We start from the raw sequence: 25,182 nt of genomic DNA on the forward strand, positions 1-25,182 counted from the left end.
TCAGGCGGGGCGCCCCGAGCCCGAGAGAAGGGCGCGGGTCACTTCCCAGCCCTCGAAGGCCGGGTTCAAGGTGGCCAGGTCAGCCGGGCCGCGCAGTCGGCGCCAGCCGGCGGTGACCGCCACGTCGCCCGGTCGCGGAGCGCCGGAGCGCGCGTCCGCCGGTGTCGCCGTGTCCAACTCGAGCGTCGGTAACCAGTCCGGCGCGGGCAGTCGCACCGCCACCCCGAGCAGACCCGGGCCGCCGCCCTCGGCCGGGGCCACCGCTACCGGCCGGGTGGTGAGTGGGCGCAGCAGCTTGCCGACGGTCAGTGCGGGCAGGTCAGGTACGTCACCGACCAGCACCGCCGCCTGGTCGTAGCCTTCCAGAGCGGCGAACACGGCGTTCGGCGTCGGCTCGGTCACCTCGTACACGACAGTGCCGGGCCACACCAGCGCGTCCGCCAGAGCCCGATCGGCCGGGGTAACCGCGACCGCAACCTCCACCTCGCTGAGGGTGGCGAGCAGGTCGATGACATCTTCCGCGAGAGCGGCTCGCCATTCTGCCCGGTCGACGCCGGGCGGCGACCACTGCACCGGCCCGAGCAACGCCACCACCACCCGTCGTGCCATCCCTCGACCCTAGCGCCCGCCCCGCCTACTCGCCCCGCCCGACCTACTCGCCCCGCCCGGCCTACTCGTCTCCGTCCCGCCGCCCCCGCGCCGCCGCGTGGGCCCGGGCACCTCGCACGGCCGCCCCGCCCGACCCAGCCACCACGATCGACTCGGCTTCCGCGAAACCGCGGTGTCCGAGGGCCGTCGACAGCACGACCTCCAGGAAGACGAGTCGACCTTGACTGGTCGCCCCGCGCCGCCACGTGACCCCCGACGCCTCGCACGGCCGCCCCGCCCGACCCAGCCACCAGATCAACTCGGCCTCCGTGAAACCGCGGCCTCCGAGGGCCGTCGACAGCACGACCTCCAGGAAGACGAGTCGATCTTGGCCGGGCGCACGCTGGACGGGGCGCGGGGCGTTGCGTGGCGCGCGGGGCGCGGGGCGCTGGATGGCGCGCGGGGCGCGGGGCGCTGGATGGCGCGCGGGGCGCGGGGCTCGGGGGGCTGGATCAGGTTGGGAGAGGTGCGCCGGAGGCGGCGGCCACACCTTCGAGGTAGCCGCGGGCGCGTTCGGCTTTGGGGTAGCGGCCGACCAATGCCCAGAACCGGGCGTTGTGGCTGGGCACGATCAGGTGCGCCAGCTCGTGCAGCAGCACGTAGTCGATCACCCAGTCGGGCATCTCCTGAACGCGGTGCGAGATCCGGATGCTGCGGTCGGCGGGTGTGCAGGAGCCCCATCGGCCGTTCTGGTTGGTGACCCACCGGACGCTGGCCGGCACCGCCTTCGTGGCGTACCCGGTGAGGTAGAGGTCGATGAGCCGGGTGGCGCGGGCCAGCAGCTCGGCGTCGGAGCGGGCCAGGCGCCCCTCCCGGGCGGCGAGCCGGGCGAGCATCCGGTCGACCCACTCGCTCTCCTCGGCCCGGGAGAACTGGTCCGGGATGAGGACGACGACTCGCTCACCGTCACGGTACGCAGACACCGTGCGTCGCCGACGCTGGCTGCGCCGCACCTCGACGACCGGCTTGCGCGTCCCCGCCATCACTGGCCCGCGCAGCCTCGGCTACGTGTCACGAAGGAAAGCTAATGCGTACTGACCAGGGGTCCGCAAGAGTCAACCACACGACACGCGCCCGGAAAATGGTGATTGGTCGCCTGACGTCCTGAAAATTTCTTGACGGCAACGCCATCGCGCCATCTCGTCACCCTTCGTGAACACCGATGGCGTCGGTACGCGACACCTCTCCACCGTAAGTGATCACGGCGCCGAACGCCCCCCGGGGGGCACTCGCATGGGTGTCTGTGGGGGTTTGGTCGGCGTGTCCCCGCCAAACTGACTTATCCGACCTATTTCGCCATGCACACTCTCGACGTCGACTAGCTCACAGTGTCGATGCACAGCTGACATGGAACCGCCCAGACCTGGGTAGGGTCCGCGGACCAGCGGTCACGAGGGTGGCCGTGGAGTGAGACCCAGCGCCGGCGCCCCGTGTGGCCCGCCGCCGGGCACCCCGCCGGGACGGCATCGACCGGCGGACGAGACGAGGAGGGCACCGTGGCCGACCAGGCCCAGACGACCTACAACGGTTACTGCGTGAAGTGCAAGGAGAAGCGGGACTTCGAGGGGCACGTTGAGGTCTCGAAGACCGGGATGAACATGGCAAAGGGTAAGTGTCCGGTATGCGGAACAACAGTGAACCGCATCCTGGGCAAGGCCAAGGTCTGACCCGTACGAGTGGCGGGGGCGGGGTGGCCGACGGTCACCCCGCCCCCTCGCCGTCTGCACGGGCGGCGGGTCGTCGACGGCCTGTCGGGTGACCGACAGCCTTGTTGGCGGCCTGTGGATAACCCGGCAAAGCCTGTGGACAAGGCTGGACAGCGGCCTGCGCGCCTGTGGACAACGATCGACCGAACGCGAAGACGCGGTCACGATTGGTGACCATGAGCCGCACTGTTCTGCCCCGCCCCACGTTGTTGCCCGGCCTCAACCGGCTCTGGCGAGACCGGCACACCCTGCAACTCGGCGTCGGTCCAGGGCCGGCGGTGCTGCTGGAGCTGGCCAACCCGCGCGCCGCCCACCTGCTTGACCTGCTCGACGGCACCCACAGCGAGCGTGCCGTGCTGGATCGCGCGACCGCCACCCAGGTCACCAGCGACGACGCGCGCACCCTGCTCGACGCCCTGCGTGCGGCCGGCCTGCTGGTGCCGGCGCACAGCCTGCTCCCCCGTGACCTGGCCGGCCCGGTCCGCGCCCGGCTCACCGCGGAGGCCGGCGCGCTGGCCCTGACCGCCGCTCGGCTGCCCGGCACCCCCGCCCAGGTCCTGCGTCGACGACGGGTCGCCCGAGTCGTGCTCACCGGCGCCGGGGCGCTCGGCGGGCCGCTGACTGTGGCGTTGGCGCAGTCCGGCGTCGGGCACGTCGTCCCCCTCCTCACCGGCCCGGTGCGCCCCGTCGACCTGGTCGGCACCGGCATTTCCGCCGCCGAGCTGGGCCGCCCGCTGGCACCGGCGGTGCGGGCCGCGGTCGACCGCGCCGCGCCGGGTACCGGCACCCAGCCGATCCGGGCCGGTCGGGTGGACCTGGTGATCCAACTCGGCACGGACCGGCCTCCCGCGTTGCTCGCCGCCGGTCTCGCTCAGCGCCGGCAGCCACACCTGCTTGTCACCCTGCGCGAGGGCGTACCGGTCATCGGGCCGCTGGTCTGCCCGCCCGCCGGACCCTGCCTGCACTGCGTCGAACTGCACCGGGCCGACCGCGATCCGGACTGGCCGCGGCTCGCCGCCCAACTCGCCGCCGCCGACCCGGTGGCCGCCGGCGCGACCGGGACGCTGCTCGCCGCCATCGGGTACGCGCTGGCCGAGGCGCTGACACAGCTTGACGGCGGGCAGCCGGAGACGCTGGGCGCGGCCATGGAGATCACTGCCGCGGGCCGTTTCCGTCGTCGGGGCTGGCCGCCACACCCGGCCTGTGAGTGCTCGCGGGGGCGAGTGTCCGCACCAGCCCGGCCGCAGAGCAGCAGCGGGGCCCTCCGGTCGGTAACAATGACCGAGTGACCGACATCCCGCGCCGCGCCGTGTCCCGCACCGCCAAGCTCGCCGCCCTGCCGCTCGGCTTCGCCGGTCGGACCGTTCTCGGCATGGGAAAGCGCGTCACCGGGATCGCCTCCGACGTGATCTCCGCGGAGATCCAGCAGCGCACCGCTGAGCAGCTGTTCAGCGTGTTGGGCCAGCTCAAGGGCGGGGCGATGAAGTTCGGCCAGGCGCTGTCGGTCTTCGAGGCCGCGCTGCCGGAGGAGATCGCCGCGCCCTACCGCCAGGCGCTCACCAAGCTCCAGGAGGCGGCGCCCCCGCTCCCGGTGGCAAGTGTGCACAAGGTGCTGACCGAGCAGCTCGGCCCGGACTGGCGGGACCGGTTCGTCGAGTTCAACGACGTCCCGGCGGCCGCGGCCAGCATCGGCCAGGTGCACCGGGCCCGGTGGCGTGAGCCGGGGTTCGACGAGTCGGGCGCGCCGAACAGCCGCGACGTCGCTGTCAAGATCCAATATCCGGGCGCCGGAGAGGCGCTGCTCGCCGACCTGAAGCAGCTCTCCCGCCTGGGCGGGATGTTCCGGGCCATCCAGCCCGGCCTGGACGTCAAGCCCCTCCTCGTCGAGCTGCGCGAGCGGATCACCGAGGAGCTGGACTACGAGTTGGAGGCCGAGTCGCAGCGCGCCTTCGCGGAGGCGTACGCCGACGACCCGGAGATCTACATCCCGAAGGTGATCAAGGCAGCGCCCCGGGTGCTTGTCACCGAGTGGGTGACGGGCACTCCGCTTGCCGACATCATCCGGGAGGGCACCGAGGAGGAGCGGGACGAGGCGGGCCGGTTGATGGCCACCCTGCACCTCTCCGCGCCGCAGCGGGCCGGGCTGCTGCACGCCGACCCGCACCCGGGAAACTTCCGGCTGCTACCCGACGGCCGGCTCGGCGTGATCGACTTCGGTGCGGTGGCCCGGATGCCGGAGGGCACACCGGAGCCGATCGGTCGCATCGCCGCGCTGGCCCTGCGCGGCGACGCCGACGGGGTGGTGGCCGGGCTGCGGTCGGAGGGCTTCATCGGCTCCGCCGAGGAGATCGACGCCGAGGGGGTGCTCGACTTCATTCGCCCGATGCTGGAGCCCATCGCGGCGGACGGGTTCCGGTTCACCCGGGCCTGGCTCCGGGGCGAGGCGGGCCGACTTGCCAGCCCCCGCTCCCCCACCTACCAGCTGAGCAGGCAGCTCAACCTGCCGCCGTCGTACCTGCTGATCCACCGGGTGACGCTCGGGTCGATCGGGGTGCTGTGCCAACTGGAGGCCAAGGCCCCGTACCGCAGCATCCTGGAACGCTGGCTGCCCGGTTTCGCACCGGTCGCCTGACCACGTCACGAAGGGCGGGTGCCGGTCGGCACCCGCCCTTCCTCGTGGGGTGGTACTAGAGAACGCCCAGGTCACGAGCCGACTGGTTGCGGCTGTTCATCGCGACGGTACGGGCGGATCGGGTTGCCTCAGTGCTCGTGGTGGTACGACCGGCCTGAGGCCGACGCATTCGAGCCCGGGACAACGCTTCGTGGAGTAGTTGCATCTCGAAGGCTCCACTCGGAAGGTTGAACATCGTCATCTCGCTCACTGCCGGTGTGCCACCGGCGTAGTTGGTACGGGTCGGGAACATGTCAGGCTGCCAGCCGGACCGCGCCACGCACCTCGGACAGCCCACTGGCCGCCAGGCGCGCCTCGGCCTCGACCCGAAGCTCGGCGTCGCGGGCGACGTCCTCCTTGCGTGGACGGCCACGGGGCCGCTTACGCGGAACAACCGCGCCACGCTCGAAGATCTCGCCACCCCAGACGCCCCACGGCTCCGCTCGCTCCACCGCCCCGGCCAGGCACTCGACGCGCAGCGGGCAGTCCCCGCAGAGCGACTTGGCCAGCTCGAGCTCGGCAGGCGAGTCGGAGAACCACAGGTCGGGGTCGAACTTCCGGCAGGGCAGGTTCGCCTCCATCTCGACACTCACGTCGATTGGGGCCAACGCCAGACTCATCTCCCGGTCACCTCTCTCTCACTTCGATCTCGTGGATCGCATTCCGACGTACTGACGACGGGCAAAAAACTGAGGCCGCGGATCCCGGTAAGCGGGTTCCGCGGCCTCGAGGTGAGCCGGTGTGTCTGATGGTCAGACCGGTTTACCTCGAGGTGGAACGCCGCGGACATCCGTGCGCTTCTTGGCGACCTGGATGCCATTGCCCGTGGAGCCACTGGTCCCCTCGACTCCGACTGGTGCGACGGTCAGGATCAGCTCGGCCTGAACCTGGTGCACCTGCGGAACCGACGGTCGTGCGGCCGCGAGGGCCACCCGGACAGTCGACAGCGGAGCGTGGACAGACGGCATCGCCATCGGACGCTCATAGGTGAAGATCTTCACGGGTGCCACCTCCCTCACGTTCCTCGAATCGACTGAACCAACCCCCGTGAGCAGCCGGAATGGCGCCGCTCGCGTGGTGTGTCCTGAGGCTATTCCTCGCGCCGGGGCGAGGGCAAACGAATTTACGACTGGATTTCGAAAGTTTTCTCCGGGCAGACGTCGTCCACCCCCGCGCCATCCACCAGGGCCAGCACCGCCTCCCCGTAGAGGCCCAGCTTGCGGGGGCCGATACCGGCGATGGCGATCAACTCCTCGGACCGGCCGGGCCGCCGCTCGGCCAACGCGACGAGCGTCGCGTCGGTGAAGACCACGTACGCCGGGACCTTCTGCGCCCCGGCCACCCGCTGCCGCCACTCGCGCAGCCGTTCGTGCAGCTCATCGTCGATGTCGGACGGGCAGGTGGGGCAGCGGCCGAGCTTGCGGTCCGGGCCGGCGAGCAGGGTGGCGCCGCAGATCCGGCAGGAGACGATCTGGGTGCGCCGTCGCTCGGGGCGGCGGGCCGGACCGGCGCCGGTCGCCCGTTCGGCGCCGCCGGAGCGGTCCAGTTGGGGCAGGAACCGCGAGGGCCGCCGGGCTCGTCCGCCCGGCGAGCGCGCGGCGGCGTACGACAGCCAGAGCCACTGCCGCGCGCGGGTGATGCCGACGTAGAGCAGGCGGCGTTCCTCCTCGACCTGCTCGACGGTCTTGGCGTAGGTGGTCGGCAGGGTGCCCTCGGCGAGACCGACAAGGAAGACCGCGTCCCACTCCAACCCCTTGGCCGAGTGCAGCGAGGCGAGGGTCACCCCGTCCACCGTCGGTACGTGCTGCTGGGCGGCCCGGCGGGCCAACTCCTCGGTGAAGTCGGAGAGGGTGACGGGGCGTTCCACCGACGCGGCCTCGCCGATCGGCACCACCTCGGGGGTGGCCGCGTACTCCTCGGAGAGCTGGACCAGCGCGGACAGCGCCTCCCACCGCTCGCGGGCGGCGCCACCGGCCGGGGGCGCGTCCGGGGCCCAGCCGACCGCGGTGAGCGCCTCGACGACGGCGGCCGGCAGCGGCGTCTCGCCGGGGATCGACCGGGTGGCGGCGCGCAGCGCGACCATCGCCTGGCGCACCTCGGTCCGCTCGAAGAACCGTTCCGCGCCCTGCACGACGTACGGCACGCCGGCCTCGGTGAGCGCCTTCTCGTACGCCTCGGACTGCGCGTTGACCCGGAACAGCACGGCGATCTCCTTCGCCGGCGTACCCGTGTCGATGAGAGACCGGCAGCGCGCGGCCACCGCGTTCGCCTCGGCCGGTTCGTCGGTGAAGATTCGCAGATCCGGCTCGGGGCCGGGCGGGCGTTGCCCACTCAACTCCAGCCGCAGTCGCGCTTCGGTGCCCCGGGCCTGGGCGATCACCGCGTTGGCCAGCCCGACCACCTGCGGGGTGGAGCGGTAGTCGCGGACCAGCCGGACCACTGTGGCGCCCCGGTGTTGGCGGGGGAAGTCGACAAGGTACGCCGAGGTCGCCCCGGTGAACGAGTAGATCGTCTGGCTGGCGTCGCCGACCACGGTGAGGTCGTTGCGGCCACCCAGCCAGGCGTCGAGCAGCCGCTGCTGGAGGGGGTTGACGTCCTGGTACTCGTCGACCACGAAGTGCCGGTACTGGCCGCGGACCTGCTCACCGACGTCCGGGTGCTCCTCGATGCCCCACACCGCGGCCCGCAGCATGTCCTCGAAGTCGATCACCCCGTTCGAGCGCTTGAGCTGCTCGTACGCGGTGAACACGTCGGCGACCTTCGCCGGCTCGTGCGGGGTGTCGCGCAGCGCCCGCGCCGCCGCCACCACGTAGTCCGTCGGCTCGACGAGCGACGACTTGGCCCACTCGATCTCACCGGCCAGGTCCCGGGCGGCGGCCCGGTCGGTGCGCAGGCCGACCCGGGCGGCGGCGAGAGTCACAAGCCGTACCTTGCTGTCCAGCAGCTCGGGCATGGCGCGGCCGGCCAGCAGCCGGGGCGCGAAGTACCGCACCTGGCGCAGAGCGGCGGCGTGAAAGGTCCGTGCCTGCACACCGCCCACCCCGAGCACGGTGAGCCGGCTCCGCATCTCGGCGGCGGCCCGCGCCGTGAAGGTGACAGCGAGCACGTGCCGGGGGGAGATCTCACCGGAAAGCACCCGGTGGGCGATCCGGGACGTGATCGCCCGGGTCTTGCCGGTGCCGGCGCCGGCCAGGATGCAGACCGGGCCGGCGGGTGCGGTCACCGCGGAGCGCTGCTCCGGGTCCAGCCCGGCGAGCACCTGTTCCGACGCTGAGTGAACCACCACAACCAGGAATCATCTCAGCTCCTCCGAGCGTTGCAGCGAACAGCCTCGGCTTGATCCGCAAGCCGCGGCCGGAGGAGTTGGAGGATCCGAGGATGCTGACGATGTATTCCACCCCCTGGTGCGGCTACTGCCACCGGCTGAAGTCGCAGCTCGACCGGGAGGGCATCGGGTACGAGGTGGTCGACATCGAGCAGGACCCGAAGGCCGCCGAGTTCGTGATGAGCGTCAACGGCGGCAACCAGACGGTGCCGACGCTGCGCTTCGCCGACGGCAGCGCCCTGACGAACCCCTCGATCACCCAGGTCAAGCAACACCTGGAGACCCTCGACGCCTGACCGGCCGGTGACTCTACGACGAGCGGTCGCCCCGTCGGGGCGACCGCTCGTCGTGTCCGGTATCCGTCACCTTGGCGGTCGCCGGTGGGTGCCTGTCGACACCGGTCCCTCCGCGTCCTCGACCGGTCGCCGGGGCGCCGGGACCCGCGGTTCGGTCGGCGGTGTGGGCGGGCTGGCCCCGGGCGGGGCGCTCAGGTGCCGGCCCCGCCAGAGGTAGCTTCCGGCCGCCAGGGTGGCCATCCCGACCAGCGCGAACAGCATCCGGTAGTCCAGGAACCCGACGAGCAACGCGCCCGCCCCGATGGAGAGCGCCTGCGGCCCGCTGACCACCGCCTGGGTGGCCGCGGCGACCCGGCCGACAAGCGTCGGCGGGGTCCGCCGCTGGATCAGCGTGTGCAGCCCCACCATCGTCAGGGGGAGGGAGACGCCGGCCAGCAGCACGGCCGCGAAGGCGAGCCGAAGATCGGGGTACGCGAGCACGAGCGCGGCCGGGGAGAAGAAGGCGACCCCGGCGGCCAGGGTGCCGACCTCTCCGAGCCGGCGGACCAGCGCCGGTGAGCAGAGCCCGCCGAGCAGCCCGCCGACGCCCTGCACGGTGACCAGCACACCCACGAACGCGGCGTCGCGGTTCAACCCCTGGTCGACGTACGCGAAGATCAGCGACTCGCTGAAACCCATCACCAGCGACCCGAGCCCGTAGCCGAGCAGGGCCCGACGCAGGGCCGGCTCGCCGGCCAGGTGCCGCAGACCGGCGCCCAACTCGGCCGGCCAGCGCAGTCGCGCTGTCGACGGCGCCTGTTGCGGGGTGGGTAACGCGGTCACCACCGCCGCCGCGGTCAGAAATCCGACCATGCCGATCCCGGCCAGCGCCCACCCGCCGAGCGCCGCGTACAGCGCCGCGCCGGCCAGCGGACCGATCAGCCGCATCCCCTGACGTACGGTCTGCAGCACGCCGTTCGCCTCCGCCAGCAGCTCGACCGGCACCAACTCCCGGATGAGCCCGCTGAGCGCCGCGCCGAGCGTGATGGACGACAGCCCGTACAGGGCCGCCACCAGGTAGACGACCCAGACGTCACCCGCGTCCGCGACGGTGAACAGCGGGATGAGCAGTGCCGCGGTGACCACGTTGGCGGCGACGAAGAACGGCCGGCGTGGGTAGCGGTCGACGAACCAGCCGATCACGGGTGCCAGCGTCATCGGGGCGACGACGGCGAAGATGGTGCCGCCGGCGAGCCCGTTGGAGCCGGTCAGATCCTTGACCCAGATGGCGAGCGCGAGCAGCAGGATCGACTCGGCGGTCATGCTGGCCAGCAGGCCGCCGAAGAGCAGGCGGAAGTCGGGTCGGCGCAGGACGGTGCGCATGGGTCCCTCCGGCGGGATGGCGTGCCCGGTTGGGCAATGTCGACGGGGCTGCGACCGCAGGTCCGTCGTCATCCGGCGTTCCCATGGTCCGATTTTGTAAGACACGCCCCCGCCGGAACCTCCGACGCCGGTCGCGCCGTCCATACTGGCCGTGGGGGGCGAATTTCATACAGTTACCGTCGCGTCTGCGGCGGTCGACGGGAAAGAGGACACTGTGCCTCCTGCCGCACCCAGCCCGATCATGCGTCGCCGACGGTTGGGCCTAGAATTGCGCCGCCTGCGCGAGGCTGCGAGCCTCACCGGCGACCAGGTCATTGAGAGGATCGGTTGGGCGTCCGCGTCCAAACTGTCCCGCCTGGAGAACGGCCGCAGCCGACCGGACCCGCAGGACGTCGCCGTTCTGCTGGCCCTCTACGGGGCCGACGAGGCGCTGCACACGGAGTTGCTCGGGATCGCCGGCGAGGCCGGCGACATGCGGGGCTGGTTGAAGAACTTCCCGGTGATGACGCAGCAGCAGCGTAGCTGGGCCGAGCTAGAGGCGGGCTGCGCGGAGATCTCCGAGTACAACCCGGTGCTGGTGCCGGGCCTGTTGCAGACCCCCGGGTACGCGAAGGTCCGGATCGTCTCGGCCCGCGAGGTGGGCGCGGGCGCCGGTGAGCCGGAGCCCGGCGACGAGCCCGACACCGAGGTGCAGGCACGGATGGCCCGGCAGCTGCTGCTGACCCGGGAGCCGCACGCGCCGCGCTACACCGCGGTCCTTGAGGAGTCAGCCCTCGGCAACCGGGCCGGACCACCCGAGGTGCTGCACGAGCAACTTGTTCAACTCTGCGAACTGGCCCTGCTGCCCAACGTGACGCTGCACGTGCTGCTGCGGGACACACCGGTCGGCAATTGGTACCTTCCGCCGACCGCGTTCTCCGTCTACCGGTTCGCCGATCCGCTCGACCCGGAGACATTGGCCATCGAAGGGGGGTTCACCGACGTCATGTCGACCGACGTAATCACGCTAAATAGCTATAAAGTGGTGTTCGAGTGGCTATGCACGGCGGCACTAACCGCCTCGGAAACCCTCTCCTGGCTGATCGAGTCGACGGGACGGCTGACCGAGGCGGTGCCCCCATCCACAGTGGCGTTCGGGCCGGCAACGGCGCCGACCCAACGCCGTCGGGATTCGGGGCGGCTGACGGAACGGTGATCCACGGGGGCCCATCCGTCGGGACGTGCGACACCACTCGTCCCATCGGATCGGTTCACACCAGGAGCAGAACCATGAACGACATGCGCAACACACCGTCCGCCTCCGTCCGCTCGTTGGCGGACGCCCCGTGGCGTACCAGCACACGCAGCCAGACCTCCAACTGCGTCGAGGTCGCCCCCCTCGGCACCGGCCCGTCCGCTGTCGCGCTGCGCGACAGCAAGGACCGAGGCGGCCCGGTCCTGCTGTTCAATCGGGCCGGATGGCTCGGCTTCATCGCCGGAGCGAAGGGTGGCCAGTTCGATCTGAACTGACCCGGTGACCGGGAGGGGGCCGTCGGCACACTGCCGGCGGCCCCTTCTCGTCGCGGGCGCAAGCCCGCTGAGCAGGCATCGGATGATCGGACGAGGCTCGAAACCGATAGGCGAGTTTGCGTTGCTGGGATGTTCACGCGGCGTAACATGGCCATCGAGAACGTGGAACTTCCACACTGGCTCATCAGTCGCGGTTCATCCGGAGACCCTCATGCGGTTCCTGATCGTTCGCACCGACATCCGCGCCGTCGCCGACGGGGACATCGCCGCCGCCTGGGCGGACGGCCACCGACTCCGCGACGAGACGACCGCGCCCGAGCCACGACGGCAGATCGTGCACGCCGAGGACCGGGACGCCGCACTGCTGCTGGCCCGCGCCCTGGCCGCGGTCGGCGCGGTCCGCGCCGGCCGGCAACGGGTCAAGGTCGTGCCGCTGAGCGAGCCCCGGCCCGCCTTCCGGAACAGACCGCGCCGCACCAGCACCTGATTCCACCGGACGTCCGTCGTGGTCGGACCGGCTCCCCCGCCGCGTTTCACGCACCGCCGACCACGACGGCCCGTGTTCCCGGCCTGTGACCGCCGCGGCAACGGCGGCCACAGGCCGGGACCGTGCTCAGCGGTCCGCGTCCACCCAACCGTCCAGCCAGCGGTGGATGAGGAACAGCGCGATCGACGACGGTGGGGGCAGGATCAGCCGAGCCCCGTCGCCCACGTCGACCGTCTGCCCGGCCAGCGCCGCCCCGATCTCCCGACGGGCGAACCACCTGGCGTACGCGATCTCGGACGGATCGACCCGTACCGGATCGCTCGGGTTCGCGGTGGCCAGGAAGCCCAACATCAGCGAGCCGGGGAACGGCCAGGCCTGGCTGCCCACGTACCGGATGCGCTCGATCCCGATGCCCACCTCCTCGCGGACCTCGCGCAGCACGGCGGCCTCCGCCGACTCGCCCGGCTCGACATAGCCGGCCAGACACGAGTAGCGCCGGCCATCCGGGGTGCCCGCCCAGCTGGCGTTGTTGCCGAGCAGGCAGCGCCCGTCCGGACCGTCCACGCCGTCGTGCACCAGCACGATCATCGCCGGGTCGGTACGCGGCCAGATCCGCCCACCGTTGCGGTCCACCCGGGACCAACCGGCCTCGTCCATGGCGGTCGGCGCCCCGGTGCCCGACGAGTAGCCGTGTCGGGTGTGCCAGTTGACGAGCGCCACCGCGGTGGTGAAGATGCCGGCCTCCCGGTCGGCGAGCAGGTGACCCACCTCGCGCAGGTTGACCGCCCGGGTCCCCGGTAGCTCCGGCAGCGGCGCGTCGACGGCGAAGACCGGCACCCCGTCCGGCTCGACACCGAGGAACATCGCCGTCGCCTCCGACCCGGCGGGCGCGTCGGCCGCGGCGAACAGCACAAGCGTGGGAGGTGACGTGTCGGTGCGGGCCAGCGTCCGACCCTCGTCGGACGAGTCGAGCACCAGCACCCGGGCGCGCAGCCACGCCTCGGTCAACCACTGCGCGTCGCCCCGCCGGTGTGCCGCCCGATCCAGTGTGGACCGGGCCAACGGCGGCGCGGCCTCCCCGCTCACGCCCGCGCTCCCCGGCTGTGCCGGATGGCCCGCCCGCTGCGCTCGTTCACGACACCGGCTCGGTACGGATCGTGGTGAGCGCGGCCAGCCCCGGCGTGATCCGCTCGGCGTCGCCGAGCACCACGATCGCCGCCCGAGCCGGCGCCAGGTACCGGGCCGCCACCCGCGCGACGTCGTCGATGCTGGCCTTCGCCAACCGCGCGGCGTACTCGGCGAGGAAGTCCAGGCGCAGGCCGTTGCCCGCGTACGCGCTTGTCAACGCCGCCAACCCGGCCTGGGTGGACATGCCGAGCTGAAGCGTGCCCAGGGCGTACTGGCGGGCCTGCTCCAGCTCCTCGGGCTTCGGCGGCAGCGACGCCAGCCGACCCAGCTCGTACGTCGTCTCCAGCAGCGCCGGGCCGGTGACCTCGGTGGCCACCTCGGCGGAGGCGACAAGCACCGACCCGGCCACGGAGTGCTCGATGCCCGAGTGCGGGCCGTACGTGTAGCCCTTGTCCTCGCGGATGTTCTCCACCCAGCGGGAGGAGAAGTAGCCACCGAAGATCAGGTTGGCCAGTTGCAGCGGAGCGTGGTCCGGGTCGGTACGGGACACTGCCGGAAGCGCGATCCGCAACGAGGACTGCACCGAGCCGGGTCGGTCGACGAGCAGCAACGGACCCGGCTCCAGCGGCGGAGTCGCCGGCAACTCGGCGACGCGCCCGGCGCCGGCCCAGCCGCCCAGCGCCCGCTCGGCCGCGTCCAGGGCCTTCTCCGGCTGCACGTCACCAACCACCACCAGCTGCGCGCCGGCCGGGTGCACCCGCTCCGCGTGCAGAGTGCGCAGCGCCGCCGGTCGAACGGCGCGGATCTGGCCGGGCTCCGGGGTCTGCGTCGCGTACGGGTGCCGGCCGTAGATCCGCTTCAGCAGCGCCTCCCGGGCCAGGTGCGCCGGCTGGCTCTGCGCCACCTGGATCCGGTCGACGAGCCGGTCCCGTTCGGTGGCCACCTCGTCGCTGGGGTAGCTGGCGCCGGTCAGCACCTCGGCCAGCAGTTCCAGCATCCGGTCCAGACCGGTGACCAGCCCGGCGCCGGAGAGCATCAGCCGGTCCGGGTCGACGCCCGCGGAGAGCCCGCCGCCCACCTTCTGCAACTCGGCGGCGATCTGCACGCTTGTCATCGACTCGGTGCCGGACAGCATGGTCTGCGAGAGCATCGCGCCGCGGGCCAGGTGGACCCGGCCGAACGGGACCCAGAGCCGCAGCTCGACAAGCGGCACGGCGGGCCGGCGTACGGCGATCACGGTGAGGCCGTTGGGCAGTGTGCGCTCGGCCTGTCGGGGCACCTTGAGCTTGCGGGTCGGGCCGAGCGGGGGCAGCGTACGCGGCCCGGCGGGAACGGTGGTCGTACTCGTGCTCATCGGGCGCCTCCGGCAATGACCTCGATCGCGGCGCGGCGTTCCGGGCGCACTGTGGCCGCGGCGGCCCGGACCTGCTCCTCGGTGACCTCGCCGACCAGCCGGGGCAGCTCGTTGAGCAGGCCCGGTTCACCGCGTTGCTGCTCCAGCACGGCCATTCGCAGGGCCCGGCCGAGCACCGCGTCGGTGTCGCGCAGCAGGTGGGTGGCCATCCGGGCCTGGGTGCGGGCCAGCTCACCGTCGGTCAGCCCGTCGGTGGCCAGCCGGTCCAGTTCCTCGTCGATGGTGCGCAGCACCTTGTCCACGTCGCCCCCGGGCGGCAGGTGCGCCTGCAACAGCAGCGCGGTGGGGTCGCGGACGTCGAAGGGGTCGCCCATGAAGCCGAGGTATCCGCCGAGGCTGGTCACCGTGCGGTCCCGTTGCACAAGGCGTTCGACGAGCCGCGACGCGTCGCCGTCGGTGAGCACCTCGGCCAGCACCACGTAGGGCAGGTAGCCGGCGAAGTCGGTGATCGGGTCGGGCACCCGCCAGGCCCCGGCGATTGCCGGCAGCGGCGCCAGGGCATCGGTGTACGAGGTGCGTCGCTCGGCGGTCAGGTCGGGCTCGGTGAAGTCGGGCCGTACCGGCGCCGGTCGGGCCGGCACGTCGCCGAAGTGCCGGTTGACCAGCTCGGTCGCCTCCGCCACGTCGATGTCGCCGCTGACCGCGAGGACCGCGTTGCCGCTCGCGTAGTAGCGGCGGAAGAAGTCCGCGGCATCGGCGACGGTCGCCGACTCCAGGTCGTCGAAGGAGCCGTACCCGTCGTGCGCGTTCGGGAAGGTGTCGAACATGACCGGCGGCAGGGTCAACCAGGGGAAGCCGCCGTACGGCCGGTTGAGCACGTTGACCCGGATTTCCTCCTTGACCACGTCGACCTGGTTGCGCAGGTTCTCCTCGGTCAGCCGGGGGCCGCGCATCCGGTCCGCCTCCAGGAACAGCGCGCGTTCCAGCGCGTTGCTCGGCAGCGTCTCGAAGTAGTCGGTGTAGTCCAGGTGGGTGGACCCGTTGAAGGTCCCACCCGCGCCCTGCACGTGCCGGAAGTGGGCAAGCTTCTCCAGGTTTTCCGAGCCCTGGAACATCAGGTGTTCGAAAAGGTGGGCGAAGCCGGTGCGGCCCTCCGGCTCCGAGCGGATGCCGACGTCGTAGACCACCGCCACCCCGATCACCGGGGCGCTGCGATCGGGGGTGAGCACCACCCGCAGGCCGTTGTCGAGGGTGAACCGCTCGACCGGATACTTCGTCGCTGGAATTCTGGATCTCCGCGCAGGCACGGAGTCGACCCTAGCGCGTCGGCACCCGCACCACCGGCGACCTCAGCGGAGCCGCCGAAACCGTGGGACGGCAACCTGTGGGAGAGGCGTCGCGTCGTTGCCTCTCCACCGCTCACCGAGCGCCGATTGCCCTAGCAAGCTGGTAGGAAATGCCGACATAACCGAGACGCGCCATCCCGGCATGTGGATGAGCCTTGACGCTGCCCACGGGCTGACCCACTCTTCCTACCAAGTAAGTAGGAATACTGCGGATTGGATGGACGATGAGACGGCTCCCCTTGCGCCGGTTGGTCACCCTGGCCACCCTTGCCGCCCTCGGGGCGGCGACTGTGGGCAGCACCGCCGCGTGCGGCGACGACAGCGACGGCTCCGGTGGCGGCTCCGGTGGCCCGGTGACGCTGCGGCTCGGCTACTTCCCCAACATCACCCACGCGCCGGCGGTCGTCGGCGTCGAGAAGGGCATCTTCGCCGAGAAGCTCGGCGCCGACGTCAAGCTGGACCCGAAGACCTTCAACGCCGGTCCGGCCGCCATCGAGGCCATCTTCTCCGGCGCGCTGGACGCCACCTACATCGGTCCGAACCCGACGGTGAACGCCTTCTCCAAGTCCAGGGGCGAAGCCGTCCGGGTCGTCTCCGGCGCGGCCTCCGGCGGCGTGGCGCTGGTGGTCAAGCCCGGCATCACCGGCGCGCAGAACCTGAAGGGCAAGAAGATCGCCACCCCGCAACTGGGCAACACCCAGGACGTGGCGATCCGGTACTGGCTCAAGCAGCAGGGTCTGACCACCACCAAGGAGGGTGGCGGCGACGTCAAGATCGTGCCGCAGGAGAACGCCCAGACGGTCGAGACGTTCAACAGTGGCGCGATCGACGGCGCCTGGGTGCCCGAGCCGTTCGTCTCCCGGCTGGTCAACGCCGGCGGCAAGGTGCTCGTCGACGAGCGCGACCTGTGGCCGGACAAGAAGTTCGTCATCACCAACCTGCTGGTCAGCACGAAGTTCCTCAAGGCACACCCGGACGTGGTGCAGAAGCTTGTCGATGGCCAGGTGGCCGCCAACGAGTTCGTCAACAGCAGGCCCGAGGAGGCCCAACAGGCCATCTCCGACGCGATCGGCAAGGTCACCGGCAAGCCGCTGGACCTGAAGCTGATCAAGCAGGCGTGGCCGACGTTGGAATTCACAAACGACCCGATCCCCTCCTCTTTGAAGGCGGGCCTCGACCACGCCGTCGAGGTCAAGCTCACCGAACCCGTCGACCTCAAGGGCCTGTACGACCTGACGTACCTCAACAACTCCCTCAAGGCACAGGGCAAGCCCGAGGTCGTCCAGCCATGACGTCGATCACGACGACGCCCCGGGACGCGACCACCGCAGTCGCGCTCTCCGGCGTGACGAAGGTGTACGGACGGGGGGCGAGCGCCGTCCTGGCCCTCGACGGTGTGTCGCTGGACGTCGCGCCCGGCGAGTTCGTCTGCCTGGTCGGCGCGTCCGGCTGCGGCAAGAGCACCCTGCTCAACCTGGTCGCCGGGCTGGACCGGCCCAGCGGCGGGCAGATCGGGCTGGCCGGCGACGCCAACCCGGGGCTGATGTTCCAGGAACCGGCGCTGTTTCCCTGGCTGACCGTCGAGGGCAATGTGGAGGTGCCGCTGAAGCTACGCCGGCTGCCCCGGGCCGAGCGCCGCGAGCGGGTCGCCGAACTGCTGCGCACCGTGCACCTTGCCGACTTCGGCCGCAAGCGCCCCCACGAACTCTCCGGTGGCATGCGGCAACGGGTCGCCCTGGCCCGCACGCTGGCCCTGGACACCCCGGTGCTGCTGATGGACGAACCGTTCGGCGCGCTGGACGCGATGACCCGGGACATCCTGCACGACGAGCTGGAACGGATCTGGTCCGAACGCAAGCTCTCGGTGCTCTTCGTGACGCACAACGTCCGCGAGGCCGCCCGACTGGCCGACCGGATCATCCTGCTCTCCAGCCGCCCCGGCCGGATCATCTACTCCGCCGAGGTGGACATCCCGCGCCCCCGACGGATCGACTCTCCCGAGGTCGCCGCCATCGCCGCCGAGGTCACCGAGCGACTCCGTACGGAGGTGGGCCGCCATGGCCAGTGACATCCTCACCGGCTCGGCGCGTACCGACGCGCAGATCTCCGGCCTGGACGCGTTGGACATCGCCGGCCGGGACAAGGAGGCCTCCCGGCGCGCCCGGTTCTGGGCGGCCACCTGGCCCAAGCTGGCGGCGCTGGCCATCGCCATCGCGGCCTGGCAGCTCGTGGTCTGGTCGGGGTGGAAGCCGCCGTACTCGCTGCCCGGGCCGCTGGAGGTCGGCCGTGAGCTGATCACCCAGGCCCAGGGCCCACAGCTGTGGGAGGGCCTGGCCACCACGTTGCGCCGGGCCGCCGTCGGGTACGTCTTCTCGGTCGCCGTCGGCCTGCTGCTGGGCCTGGCGGTGGCCCGCTCCACGGTGCTCCGGGCCGCCATCGGCTCGATGATCACCGCGTTGCAGACCATGCCGTCGATCGCCTGGTTCCCGCTCGCCATCCTGCTGTTCGAGCTGAGCGAGAAGGCCATCTTCTTCGTGGTGGTGCTCGGCGCCGCGCCGTCCATCGCCAACGGGGTGATCTCCGGTGTGGACTACGTGCCACCGCTGCTGCTGCGCGCGGGCCGCAACCTGGGCGCCGGTGGGCTCAACCTCTACCGGTACGTCATCGCGCCGGCCGCCCTGCCGGCGATCGTCGCCGGTCTCAAGCAGGGCTGGGCGTTCTCCTGGCGCAGCCTGATGGCCGGTGAGCTGATCGTGGTCGGCATCTCGCAGACCTCGCTCGGCGCCCAACTGACCTACTCGCGGGAGCTGTCCGACGCACCCTGGCTGCTCTCCACCATGATCGTCATCCTGGTGCTCGGTCTCGGCGTGGACGCCGCCTTCGGCGCGGCGGACAAGGCGATCCGGCGCCGCTGGGGCGTGCTCGACCAGGCGGGCAACTGAGCGGTGTACGTCTCCGCGCGCAGCGACTACGCGCTCCGGGCGATGCTCGCCGTCGCCGCCGGTGGTGGCGGCGGCGAGTTGGTGAAGGCGGCCAGCCTGGCCGAGGCGCAGGACATCCCGCTCAGTTTCCTTCAGGGCATCCTGCTCGACCTGCGCCGGGCTGGTCTGCTGCACAGTCATCGGGGCGCCGACGGCGGGTACGCCCTGACCCGCCCGGCCGACGAGATCACCGTCGGGGACGTGTTACGCGCGGTCGGCGGTTCGCTCACCACTGTGCGCGGACTGCCTGCCGAGCACGCCGGCTATCACGGAGTGGCCGCCGGGCTGACCGACGTCTGGCTGGCGGTGCACGGGGCGATCGCCACTGTGGTCGACAGCACCACCCTGGCCGATCTGCTCACCCACCACTCGCCCGACCACGCCCCCACCGTGTGAAAACCGGCGGAGGCGATGTGGTCGGGCCGGTGCCCCGCCGACCCGACCACGCCTCGTACCGGTCCTGACCGGCCGGCCGCCGGCCTGCACCAGTCGACCGGCCACCGCTCAACCCACGTGCGCGACCACCGGGCCGAGGCCCGGGTCGTCGGGGCTGCGCAGCTCCACCAGGCTGGCGGGAGCGTTACCCGCCGCGGTGGGGTGCCAGGGTACGAAGGCCGCAACCATGGCGAGCAGCAGGCCGACGAGCGCGAGCGCGACCACCAGGAACAATTCGCGCAGTGCACCCGAGCCGGCTTCGCCCGCCATGGTCACCCCTCCCGCGCCGAGCCCCCCGCCCGACTTTCCCCCGCTGGCCAGCTTCGACCACGGACAGCCGGGGCACAATCGGCCAGCCGACCCAGCCGAGGCTGATAACCGACTGAGCGCTGTGGGTCGCCCAGGTCGGCGCCGACACCCCCGCGTGCGGTCACGAGGTCGCCCGACACCGGCCCGGCCACGCGTGCGACCGCCGCCGCGCCACGCGCCGCAGACAGACCGACCCGCCTCGCTGGGAGCGGGGCGGGTCGGTCGGAGCGCAGAGGATCAGACGGTACGCGGGCGGCGCGGCCGGCGCGACCGACCCGACGCGCGGTGCGCCGGACGGGCGGCGCCGTCAGTGGCCGTGCCACCGGTCCCGCGTCCCCGGACGGCGGGCGCCGGCGGGGCGACGATGGTGACCGGCACACCGGACGGCTCGCGGGCGCCGGTCACCCGGGCCAACGACCCGTCGCCCGGACGCACCTGCACCGACTCGGGTCGGATGCCGGCAACCGCCATCAACCGCGACACGTCCCGGCGCTGCTCGGGCAGGACCAGTGTGACAACGGAACCGGACTCGCCGGCCCGCGCGGTGCGGCCGCCGCGGTGCAGGTAGTCCTTCGCCTCGGTCGGCGGGTCCACGTTGACCACCATGTCCAGGCCGTCCACGTGGATGCCCCGGGCCGCCACGTCGGTGGCCACCAGAGCGGTCACCTGGCCGTTGCGGAACTGCTCAAGGATGCGGGTGCGCTGCGGCTGGGACTTGCCGCCGTGCAGCGCTGCCGCGCGTACGCCCTTGGAGAGCAACTGGCGGGCGAGCCGGTCGGCGCGGTGCTTGGTGCCCATGAACAGGATGGTGCGGCCCTCACGGGCGGCGATCCGGGTCAGCGCGTCGGGCTTGTCCGCGGCGTCGACGTGCAGCACGTGGTGGGTCATGGCGGTGACCGTGGCGGTGCCCGGGTCCACCGAGTGGGTGACCGGGCTGCTCAGGAAGCGGCGGACCAGCCGGTCCACGCCGCCGTCCAGGGTGGCGGAGAAGAGCATCCGCTGCCCCTGCGGCGCGACCTGCTCCAGCAGCTTGGTGACCTGCGGCAGGAAGCCCATGTCGGCCATCTGGTCGGCCTCGTCCAGCACGGTGATCTCGACCTGGTCCAGCCGGGCGTCACCCCGGTTGATCAGGTCGTGCAGCCGGCCGGGGGTGGCCACGACCACCTCGGCGCCGGCCCGCAGGGCGTCCGCCTGCCGCTGCAACGACAGCCCGCCGACGACGGTGGCACAGCGCAACCCGACGGCGCGGGCGTACGGGGCCAACGCGGTGGTGACCTGCTGGGCCAACTCACGGGTCGGCACCAGCACCAGGGCCAGCGGGCGGCCCGGCCGGGCCTTGCGGCCGGCGGTGCGGGACAGCAGCGGAAGCCCGAAGGCGAGCGTCTTGCCGGAGCCGGTACGACCCCGGCCCAACACGTCCCGCCCGGCGAGCGAGTCGGGCAGCGTCGCCGTCTGGATCGGGAACGGCTCAGTGATGCCCTGCGCGGTCAGCGCGCTGAGCAGCGCTGGCGCCAGACCGGTATGAGCGAAAGACGGAATAACTGTGGTCATGCGAAAGCCTTCCTCGACGCGGCACGTGTCGAGGGAGGGCGCCGAAGTCGGCGCTGTCAACCGGCGGCGCAGGGCAGCCAGGACTCACAAGCACGAACCGATTGGAGTACGGGCCGGCCCGCCGCCGGGCCGCCGCCTGCGGAGGCAGGCGGCGGCGAGGCGGGCCGGTCCCGTCACCGTCACACCCGGAGGGCGCGACAGGTAATGCTGACCGATCCGAAGATCAGAGCGGGCGGATGTTCTCCGCCTGCGGGCCCTTCTGGCCCTGGGTCACCTCGAACTCGACCCGCTGGTTCTCGTCCAGGCTCCGGTAGCCGGAGGACTGGATCGCCGAGAAGTGGGCGAAGACGTCAGCGCCGCCGCCGTCCGGGGTGATGAAGCCGAAGCCCTTGTCAGCGTTGAACCACTTCACGGTGCCAATAGCCATGTGTTTCGTCTCCTTGACGGAACGTCGGACGCGCACTTGTTGCGCGCCCGAAGAGGAGCGCTCCGCGCGGGGATGCGCGAATCGCCTGTCGCTTCTGGTCGCCCCGCCCGGAGAACTCCGGACACAACAAAGAGCGCCTGGGGCCACAATCCCGCCAGGCGCACACAGAGTCTCTGGTAACCAAAACTGCAACCCGGTCAACGTATCATGGTTTTCCCGCCAGCGGTCAATGTTGGGCGGAATCTTCGGGCAACTGGGTGATCATGGCGGTGAGCCCTGTCACATCCAGCAGGTCAGCGGGCCGCACCGTCACCCCGTGCCGGACGTAGTGGAACGCCGCGCCCACCCGGTCCACCGGCACCCCGGCGAGCTCCGCCCAGGCCAACCGGTACACCGCCAACTGCACGGCGGCCACCTCCGCCGCCGACCCGGCGGGCTGCGCGCCGGTCTTCCAGTCGACGACGTCGAACCGCCCACCCGGCCGGGCGAAGACCGCGTCCATCCGCCCCCGCACCACGACGCCGCCGATCACCGTGGCGAACGGGACCTCCACCTCCACCGGTGACCGGTCGGCCCACTCGCTGGCCAGGAACCGCTCCTGAAGCTCCACCAGCGCCTCGTCGGGCGCGGCGTCCGCGTCGGCCGCACCGGGCAGCTCGTCCAGGTCAAGCAGGCGGTCAGCACCGAAGCGCTGCTCCAACCAGGCGTGGAAGGCGGTGCCCCGGCGGGCGTACGGGTTGGGCTCGGCCGGCACCGGGCGGCGCAGCGTACGGGCCAGCGCCGCCGGGTCGCGCCGCAACGCCACAAGCTGGGTGACGCTCAACTGCCCGGGCAGGGCCACCTCTACCGCACCGGAGAGCCGGGTCAGCTCGGCCCGCTCGGCCAGCAGCAGATCCGCCTCCCGCTGCCAGCGCTCCACCTCCGGGTCCGCCTCCGGCTCGACCGACACCAGTGGCCCGGCGACCACCGGCCCGACCGCCGCCGACGCCGGCCCGTCGGTCATCAGGCGGCGCACCAACCCGGCCGCCTCGGCCAACTCCGGTCGGCGGCCACCCAGCGGGTCGGCCGGCCACTCCGCGCGGAGCACCACCTCGGCGGTGGGGTTCGTGGCATCCGGGGTCGGCTCCGGCGCCCAGGCGTCGATCACGTGCCCCGGCCCACCCTCGAGGCAGGCGTCGTACATCTCGCGCAGGAAGACCGACGGGCCCCGCGGTCGCTTCGTGCCCTCCCCCCACCAGTAGCCGGAGCACAGCAGCAGCCGGCGCGGCCGGGTGACCGCCACGTACGTCAGGCGGCGTTCCTCCCGCTCGTCGTGCGCCCGCCAGGCGTCGGTGAAGTCGTTCACCGCCCGGGCCACCGCCCGCTGGTCGGCCGCCTCGTCGAGCGCCAGCTCCGGCAACCCGTCCGCGTCGCCCCGCAGCGGGAACGGCAGCACCCCCAGCCCACCCAACCAGTGGTCGGAGTTGCGCACCGGCCCCGGCCACGACCCACGGCACAGGCCAGCCACCGCCACGACGTCCCACTCCAGGCCCTTGGCGGCGTGCGCGGTGACCACCTGCACCGCGCCCTCCACCACCTCCACCTCGCCCGGCGCCAGACCGCGCTCCTCGTCCTCGGCGGCGGCCAGGTAGGACAGGAACCCGGACAGGGTCGCGCCGGGCGTCTCCCCGCTGAAACGGGCCGCCACGTCACCCAGCGCGTCCAGGTGGCCCCGGGCCAGGCCGGCGTCGCCGGCACCGTCCCGACCGGCCCGTACCGCGACCTCCACGTCCAGGCCGATGGTCCGCTCGATGTCCGCGATCAGATCCGGCAGCGCCTGGTCCAGCCGGTACCGCAACAGCGCCAGCTCCATGCCGTACGCGCGCAGCCGCGCGAAGCCCTCCGCCGAGTACGCCTGCGCCGGGCCGAGATCGGCAAGCGCCTCCACAAGTGTCGCCTCGTCCAGCAGATCAGGGCTGATCTCCGCGGCCTCGTCGGCGGCCACCTGGCGGCGGGCGTTGGCGATGGCTCGGGCCCGCCGGTGCAACGCCACCAGGTCACGCGGCCCGATCCGCCAGCGGGCGCCGGTGAGCAACCGCAGCAGCGCGGCCCCGTCGGTCGGGTCGGCGAGCACCCGCAGCGTGCAGACCACGTCGCGGACCTCGGGGGTGTCCAGCAGGCCGCCGAGCCCCACCACCTCGACCGGGAGGCCCCGTTCACGCAGGGCCGACTCGATCGCCGGGATCTGACTGCGGACCCGGACCAGCACGGCAGTGGTCGGGCGTTGCGCCACCGGGATGTGTTCGGGGGCCGCGCCCGGCATCCGGGCCGCCCCACGCCAGGCGGCCAGCACACTGTCGGCGAGCCAGTCCGCCTCGTCCGCGTACGTCGGCAGCAACGCGCAGTGCACGGTGCCGCCGGCCGCGCCGCCGGGGCTGCGGTGCGGGATCGGATCCTGGACGGTCAGCGCGGAGCGCAGCTCCGGCACCCGGGCGCCGGCCGCCCGCAGCGGGGCCGACAACGCGTTCGCCACCCGCAGGATCTCCGGGCGGTTACGCCAGCTCGTGGTGAGCCCGAGCGCCGGGGCGGGCCGACCGTCGGCGCGGGCGAACTCCGTGGGGAACCGGTCCAGGGTGCCGGCGCTGGCCCCCCGCCAGCCGTAGATGGACTGGCAGGGGTCACCCACCGCGGTCACCGGGTGCCCGCCACCGAACAGGGCGTTGAGCAGCACCACCTGGGCGTGGCTGGTGTCCTGGTATTCGTCGAGCAGCACCGCCCGGTAGCGACCCCGCTCGATCTCGCCGACCGCCGGGTGGTCCCGGGCGACCCGGGCCGCCCGCGCGAGCTGGTCGGCGAAGTCCATCGCCTCGAAGTCCTCCTTGCGCCGGGCGTACGCCCGCACCAGCGGCAGCAGGCGCAGCCGGGTCTGTTGCAGGGTGAGCGCCTTGCGTACGTCGGCGTACACCCGGCCCGGCCGGGACTGCACCTCGGCGAAGAACCGACCGGTCCAGGCCGCCAGCTGGTCCGGCGCGACGAGGTGCTCGTCCAACTCCCCGGCCAGCGCCAGCACCGCGTCGGTGATGGTGCTCGGCATCCGGTCCACCTCGGACATGTCGCCGTCGTAGTTGCGCACCAGCAGGTCGACCAACTGCCAGCGGGACGCCTCGGTGAGCAGCCGGGTCGACGGCTCGTAGCCGGACCGCAGCCCGTGCTCGGTGACGATCCGCCCCGCGTACGAGTGGTAGGTGGAGACGGTGGGCTCACCGGCGAGCGGGTCGTCCAGCGGGTCGCGGCCCTGCCGGCCGAGTCGGCGGATCAGTTGGTCGAGTCGGGTGCGGACCCGGTGGGCCAGCTCGCCGGCCGCCTTACGGGTGAAGGTAAGCCCGAGGATCTGCTCCGGGCGCACGTACGAGTTGGCCACCAGCCAGACCACCCGCGCGGCCATCGTCTCGGTCTTGCCCGACCCGGCTCCCGCGACCACCAGCAGCGGTTCCACCGGGGCGGCGATGATCGCGGCCTGCTCCCGGGTGGGCGCCGGCAACCGCAGCAGCTTGGCAAGCTCCACCGGCGTGTACCGGGGGCCGGAGTCCGCCAGCCGAGGCGCCGGCGTGGGACCCGCGCCGAACAGGGTGGGCTGGCTCACGGTGCGGTCTCAGGATGCGACACCC

The 25,182-nt window shown here is 72.2% G+C and carries 24 protein-coding genes; 11 read left to right on the forward strand and 13 right to left on the reverse strand.

Translation table 11 applies throughout. The features are described 5' to 3' along the window. Together ACQPWW_RS29630 and ACQPWW_RS29635 are read right to left on the reverse strand one after the other, a co-directional pair. The gene (locus tag ACQPWW_RS29630; RefSeq protein ID WP_433127061.1) at window positions 1-609 is read right to left on the reverse strand and encodes a hypothetical protein; all 609 of its coding nucleotides are present in this window, start codon (window positions 607-609) and stop codon (window positions 1-3) included. Window positions 610-1,100: 491 nt separating this feature from the next. Continuing rightward, on the reverse strand, window positions 1,101-1,631 hold the full coding sequence (locus tag ACQPWW_RS29635; protein WP_433127062.1) for a M48 metallopeptidase family protein: 531 nt from the start codon (window positions 1,629-1,631) through the stop codon (window positions 1,101-1,103). Between the two features lie 513 nt (window positions 1,632-2,144). On the opposite strand from ACQPWW_RS29635, the gene ACQPWW_RS29640 reads away from it, so the two are divergent. The 3 genes from ACQPWW_RS29640 (at window position 2,145) to ACQPWW_RS29650 (ending at window position 4,986) form a co-directional block, all read left to right on the forward strand. Then, entirely contained in the window at window positions 2,145-2,315 is a 171-nt protein-coding gene (locus ACQPWW_RS29640) for a DUF5679 domain-containing protein (RefSeq protein ID WP_167457767.1), read from the forward strand. Between the two features lie 215 nt (window positions 2,316-2,530). Further along, window positions 2,531-3,643, forward strand: coding sequence for a hypothetical protein (locus tag ACQPWW_RS29645; protein WP_433127063.1), 1,113 nt, complete (start codon window positions 2,531-2,533; stop codon window positions 3,641-3,643). After that, window positions 3,640-4,986 (forward strand): ABC1 kinase family protein, encoded by a 1,347-nt coding sequence (locus ACQPWW_RS29650; protein ID WP_433127064.1) that lies wholly within the window; start codon window positions 3,640-3,642, stop codon window positions 4,984-4,986. The genes ACQPWW_RS29645 and ACQPWW_RS29650 overlap by 4 nt, the downstream gene beginning before the upstream one ends. Before the next feature lie 293 nt (window positions 4,987-5,279). Here the strand turns inward: ACQPWW_RS29650 and ACQPWW_RS29655 are convergent, their stop codons facing one another. The 3 genes from ACQPWW_RS29655 to ACQPWW_RS29665 form a co-directional block, all read right to left on the reverse strand. Next, window positions 5,280-5,645 carry a WhiB family transcriptional regulator gene (locus ACQPWW_RS29655; RefSeq protein WP_433051804.1) on the reverse strand — a complete coding sequence of 122 codons (366 nt, stop codon included), beginning with the start codon at window positions 5,643-5,645 and terminating at the stop codon, window positions 5,280-5,282. Between the two features lie 132 nt (window positions 5,646-5,777). After that, window positions 5,778-6,026 (reverse strand): hypothetical protein, encoded by a 249-nt coding sequence (locus ACQPWW_RS29660; protein WP_433127066.1) that lies wholly within the window; start codon window positions 6,024-6,026, stop codon window positions 5,778-5,780. 122 nt (window positions 6,027-6,148) lie between these two features. Continuing rightward, window positions 6,149-8,311, reverse strand: coding sequence for an ATP-dependent DNA helicase UvrD2 (locus ACQPWW_RS29665; RefSeq protein ID WP_433127067.1), 2,163 nt, complete (start codon window positions 8,309-8,311; stop codon window positions 6,149-6,151). 92 nt (window positions 8,312-8,403) lie between these two features. Here ACQPWW_RS29665 and ACQPWW_RS29670 point away from each other — a divergent pair, with 92 nt between their 5' ends. Beyond that, window positions 8,404-8,646 (forward strand): mycoredoxin, encoded by a 243-nt coding sequence (locus ACQPWW_RS29670; protein WP_357066605.1) that lies wholly within the window; start codon window positions 8,404-8,406, stop codon window positions 8,644-8,646. 66 nt (window positions 8,647-8,712) lie between these two features. On the opposite strand, the gene ACQPWW_RS29675 is transcribed toward ACQPWW_RS29670, so the two are convergent. Further along, window positions 8,713-10,008 (reverse strand): MFS transporter, encoded by a 1,296-nt coding sequence (locus ACQPWW_RS29675; protein WP_433127069.1) that lies wholly within the window; start codon window positions 10,006-10,008, stop codon window positions 8,713-8,715. Between the two features lie 214 nt (window positions 10,009-10,222). On the opposite strand from ACQPWW_RS29675, the gene ACQPWW_RS29680 reads away from it, so the two are divergent. The 3 genes from ACQPWW_RS29680 to ACQPWW_RS29690 all read left to right on the forward strand — a co-directional run bounded on the left by ACQPWW_RS29680 (window position 10,223) and on the right by ACQPWW_RS29690 (window position 12,004). Beyond that, window positions 10,223-11,203, forward strand: a complete 981-nt coding sequence (locus tag ACQPWW_RS29680) for a helix-turn-helix domain-containing protein (protein ID WP_433127070.1) — start codon at window positions 10,223-10,225, stop codon at window positions 11,201-11,203. A gap of 74 nt (window positions 11,204-11,277) precedes the next feature. Continuing rightward, window positions 11,278-11,517 carry a DUF397 domain-containing protein gene (locus tag ACQPWW_RS29685; RefSeq protein WP_357806051.1) on the forward strand — a complete coding sequence of 80 codons (240 nt, stop codon included), beginning with the start codon at window positions 11,278-11,280 and terminating at the stop codon, window positions 11,515-11,517. A 211-nt stretch (window positions 11,518-11,728) separates the two neighbouring features. Further along, window positions 11,729-12,004, forward strand: coding sequence for a hypothetical protein (locus tag ACQPWW_RS29690; RefSeq protein ID WP_433127072.1), 276 nt, complete (start codon window positions 11,729-11,731; stop codon window positions 12,002-12,004). Window positions 12,005-12,130: 126 nt separating this feature from the next. Here the strand turns inward: ACQPWW_RS29690 and nudC are convergent, their stop codons facing one another. From nudC to ACQPWW_RS29705, 3 genes are read right to left on the reverse strand one after another with little or no spacing between them, the layout of a single operon-like run. Further along, window positions 12,131-13,090 (reverse strand): NAD(+) diphosphatase, encoded by a 960-nt coding sequence (gene nudC / locus ACQPWW_RS29695; protein ID WP_433127074.1) that lies wholly within the window; start codon window positions 13,088-13,090, stop codon window positions 12,131-12,133. A 46-nt stretch (window positions 13,091-13,136) separates the two neighbouring features. Beyond that, window positions 13,137-14,486 carry a M16 family metallopeptidase gene (locus ACQPWW_RS29700; RefSeq protein WP_433127076.1) on the reverse strand — a complete coding sequence of 450 codons (1,350 nt, stop codon included), beginning with the start codon at window positions 14,484-14,486 and terminating at the stop codon, window positions 13,137-13,139. Beyond that, window positions 14,483-15,793: a M16 family metallopeptidase gene (locus tag ACQPWW_RS29705; protein WP_433127078.1), complete on the reverse strand. Its 1,311-nt coding sequence runs from the start codon at window positions 15,791-15,793 to the stop codon at window positions 14,483-14,485. The genes ACQPWW_RS29700 and ACQPWW_RS29705 overlap by 4 nt, the downstream gene beginning before the upstream one ends. Before the next feature lie 263 nt (window positions 15,794-16,056). Between ACQPWW_RS29705 and ACQPWW_RS29710 the strand changes: the two genes are divergently transcribed. The 4 genes from ACQPWW_RS29710 to ACQPWW_RS29725 are packed head-to-tail and all read left to right on the forward strand — an operon-like array spanning window position 16,057 to window position 19,209. Next, on the forward strand, window positions 16,057-17,124 hold the full coding sequence (locus ACQPWW_RS29710; protein WP_433127079.1) for an ABC transporter substrate-binding protein: 1,068 nt from the start codon (window positions 16,057-16,059) through the stop codon (window positions 17,122-17,124). Beyond that, window positions 17,121-17,900: an ABC transporter ATP-binding protein gene (locus tag ACQPWW_RS29715; protein WP_433127081.1), complete on the forward strand. Its 780-nt coding sequence runs from the start codon at window positions 17,121-17,123 to the stop codon at window positions 17,898-17,900. Before ACQPWW_RS29710 ends, ACQPWW_RS29715 begins: the two co-directional genes overlap by 4 nt. Continuing rightward, complete coding sequence (locus ACQPWW_RS29720; protein ID WP_433127082.1) at window positions 17,890-18,774, forward strand: ABC transporter permease; 885 nt, start codon at window positions 17,890-17,892, stop codon at window positions 18,772-18,774. Before ACQPWW_RS29715 ends, ACQPWW_RS29720 begins: the two co-directional genes overlap by 11 nt. A gap of 3 nt (window positions 18,775-18,777) precedes the next feature. Then, window positions 18,778-19,209 carry an RrF2 family transcriptional regulator gene (locus tag ACQPWW_RS29725; RefSeq protein ID WP_433127084.1) on the forward strand — a complete coding sequence of 144 codons (432 nt, stop codon included), beginning with the start codon at window positions 18,778-18,780 and terminating at the stop codon, window positions 19,207-19,209. A gap of 108 nt (window positions 19,210-19,317) precedes the next feature. Here the strand turns inward: ACQPWW_RS29725 and ACQPWW_RS29730 are convergent, their stop codons facing one another. From ACQPWW_RS29730 to ACQPWW_RS29745, 4 genes are all read right to left on the reverse strand, one after another. Next, window positions 19,318-19,518: a hypothetical protein gene (locus ACQPWW_RS29730; RefSeq protein ID WP_433127085.1), complete on the reverse strand. Its 201-nt coding sequence runs from the start codon at window positions 19,516-19,518 to the stop codon at window positions 19,318-19,320. Between the two features lie 276 nt (window positions 19,519-19,794). Next, window positions 19,795-21,108 carry a DEAD/DEAH box helicase gene (locus tag ACQPWW_RS29735; protein WP_433127086.1) on the reverse strand — a complete coding sequence of 438 codons (1,314 nt, stop codon included), beginning with the start codon at window positions 21,106-21,108 and terminating at the stop codon, window positions 19,795-19,797. 223 nt (window positions 21,109-21,331) lie between these two features. Next, entirely contained in the window at window positions 21,332-21,535 is a 204-nt protein-coding gene (cspE, locus tag ACQPWW_RS29740; protein WP_007464836.1) for a transcription antiterminator/RNA stability regulator CspE, read from the reverse strand. A gap of 226 nt (window positions 21,536-21,761) precedes the next feature. Then, window positions 21,762-25,157, reverse strand: coding sequence for an ATP-dependent helicase (locus ACQPWW_RS29745; RefSeq protein WP_433127088.1), 3,396 nt, complete (start codon window positions 25,155-25,157; stop codon window positions 21,762-21,764). Window positions 25,158-25,182 lie beyond the last annotated feature (25 nt).

Origin of the sequence: Micromonospora sp. CA-240977 (genome assembly GCF_050942285.1) — a bacterium.
Taxonomy (GTDB): domain Bacteria; phylum Actinomycetota; class Actinomycetes; order Mycobacteriales; family Micromonosporaceae; genus Micromonospora.

What these genes read in the sequence shown, in the direction of transcription:
- ACQPWW_RS29720 (WP_433127082.1), top strand. Translation starts at nt 17,890, where the DNA reads ATGGCCAGTGACATCCTCACCGGCTCGGCGCGTACCGACGCGCAGATC.
- cspE (WP_007464836.1), bottom strand. Translation starts at nt 21,535, where the DNA reads ATGGCTATTGGCACCGTGAAGTGGTTCAACGCTGACAAGGGCTTCGGC.
- ACQPWW_RS29675 (WP_433127069.1), bottom strand. Translation starts at nt 10,008, where the DNA reads ATGCGCACCGTCCTGCGCCGACCCGACTTCCGCCTGCTCTTCGGCGGC.
- ACQPWW_RS29730 (WP_433127085.1), bottom strand. Translation starts at nt 19,518, where the DNA reads ATGGCGGGCGAAGCCGGCTCGGGTGCACTGCGCGAATTGTTCCTGGTG.
- ACQPWW_RS29685 (WP_357806051.1), top strand. Translation starts at nt 11,278, where the DNA reads ATGAACGACATGCGCAACACACCGTCCGCCTCCGTCCGCTCGTTGGCG.
- ACQPWW_RS29700 (WP_433127076.1), bottom strand. Translation starts at nt 14,486, where the DNA reads ATGAGCACGAGTACGACCACCGTTCCCGCCGGGCCGCGTACGCTGCCC.
- ACQPWW_RS29630 (WP_433127061.1), bottom strand. Translation starts at nt 609, where the DNA reads ATGGCACGACGGGTGGTGGTGGCGTTGCTCGGGCCGGTGCAGTGGTCG.
- ACQPWW_RS29735 (WP_433127086.1), bottom strand. Translation starts at nt 21,108, where the DNA reads ATGACCACAGTTATTCCGTCTTTCGCTCATACCGGTCTGGCGCCAGCG.
- ACQPWW_RS29690 (WP_433127072.1), top strand. Translation starts at nt 11,729, where the DNA reads ATGCGGTTCCTGATCGTTCGCACCGACATCCGCGCCGTCGCCGACGGG.
- ACQPWW_RS29655 (WP_433051804.1), bottom strand. Translation starts at nt 5,645, where the DNA reads ATGAGTCTGGCGTTGGCCCCAATCGACGTGAGTGTCGAGATGGAGGCG.
- ACQPWW_RS29710 (WP_433127079.1), top strand. Translation starts at nt 16,057, where the DNA reads ATGAGACGGCTCCCCTTGCGCCGGTTGGTCACCCTGGCCACCCTTGCC.
- ACQPWW_RS29635 (WP_433127062.1), bottom strand. Translation starts at nt 1,631, where the DNA reads ATGGCGGGGACGCGCAAGCCGGTCGTCGAGGTGCGGCGCAGCCAGCGT.
- ACQPWW_RS29645 (WP_433127063.1), top strand. Translation starts at nt 2,531, where the DNA reads ATGAGCCGCACTGTTCTGCCCCGCCCCACGTTGTTGCCCGGCCTCAAC.
- ACQPWW_RS29670 (WP_357066605.1), top strand. Translation starts at nt 8,404, where the DNA reads ATGCTGACGATGTATTCCACCCCCTGGTGCGGCTACTGCCACCGGCTG.
- ACQPWW_RS29715 (WP_433127081.1), top strand. Translation starts at nt 17,121, where the DNA reads ATGACGTCGATCACGACGACGCCCCGGGACGCGACCACCGCAGTCGCG.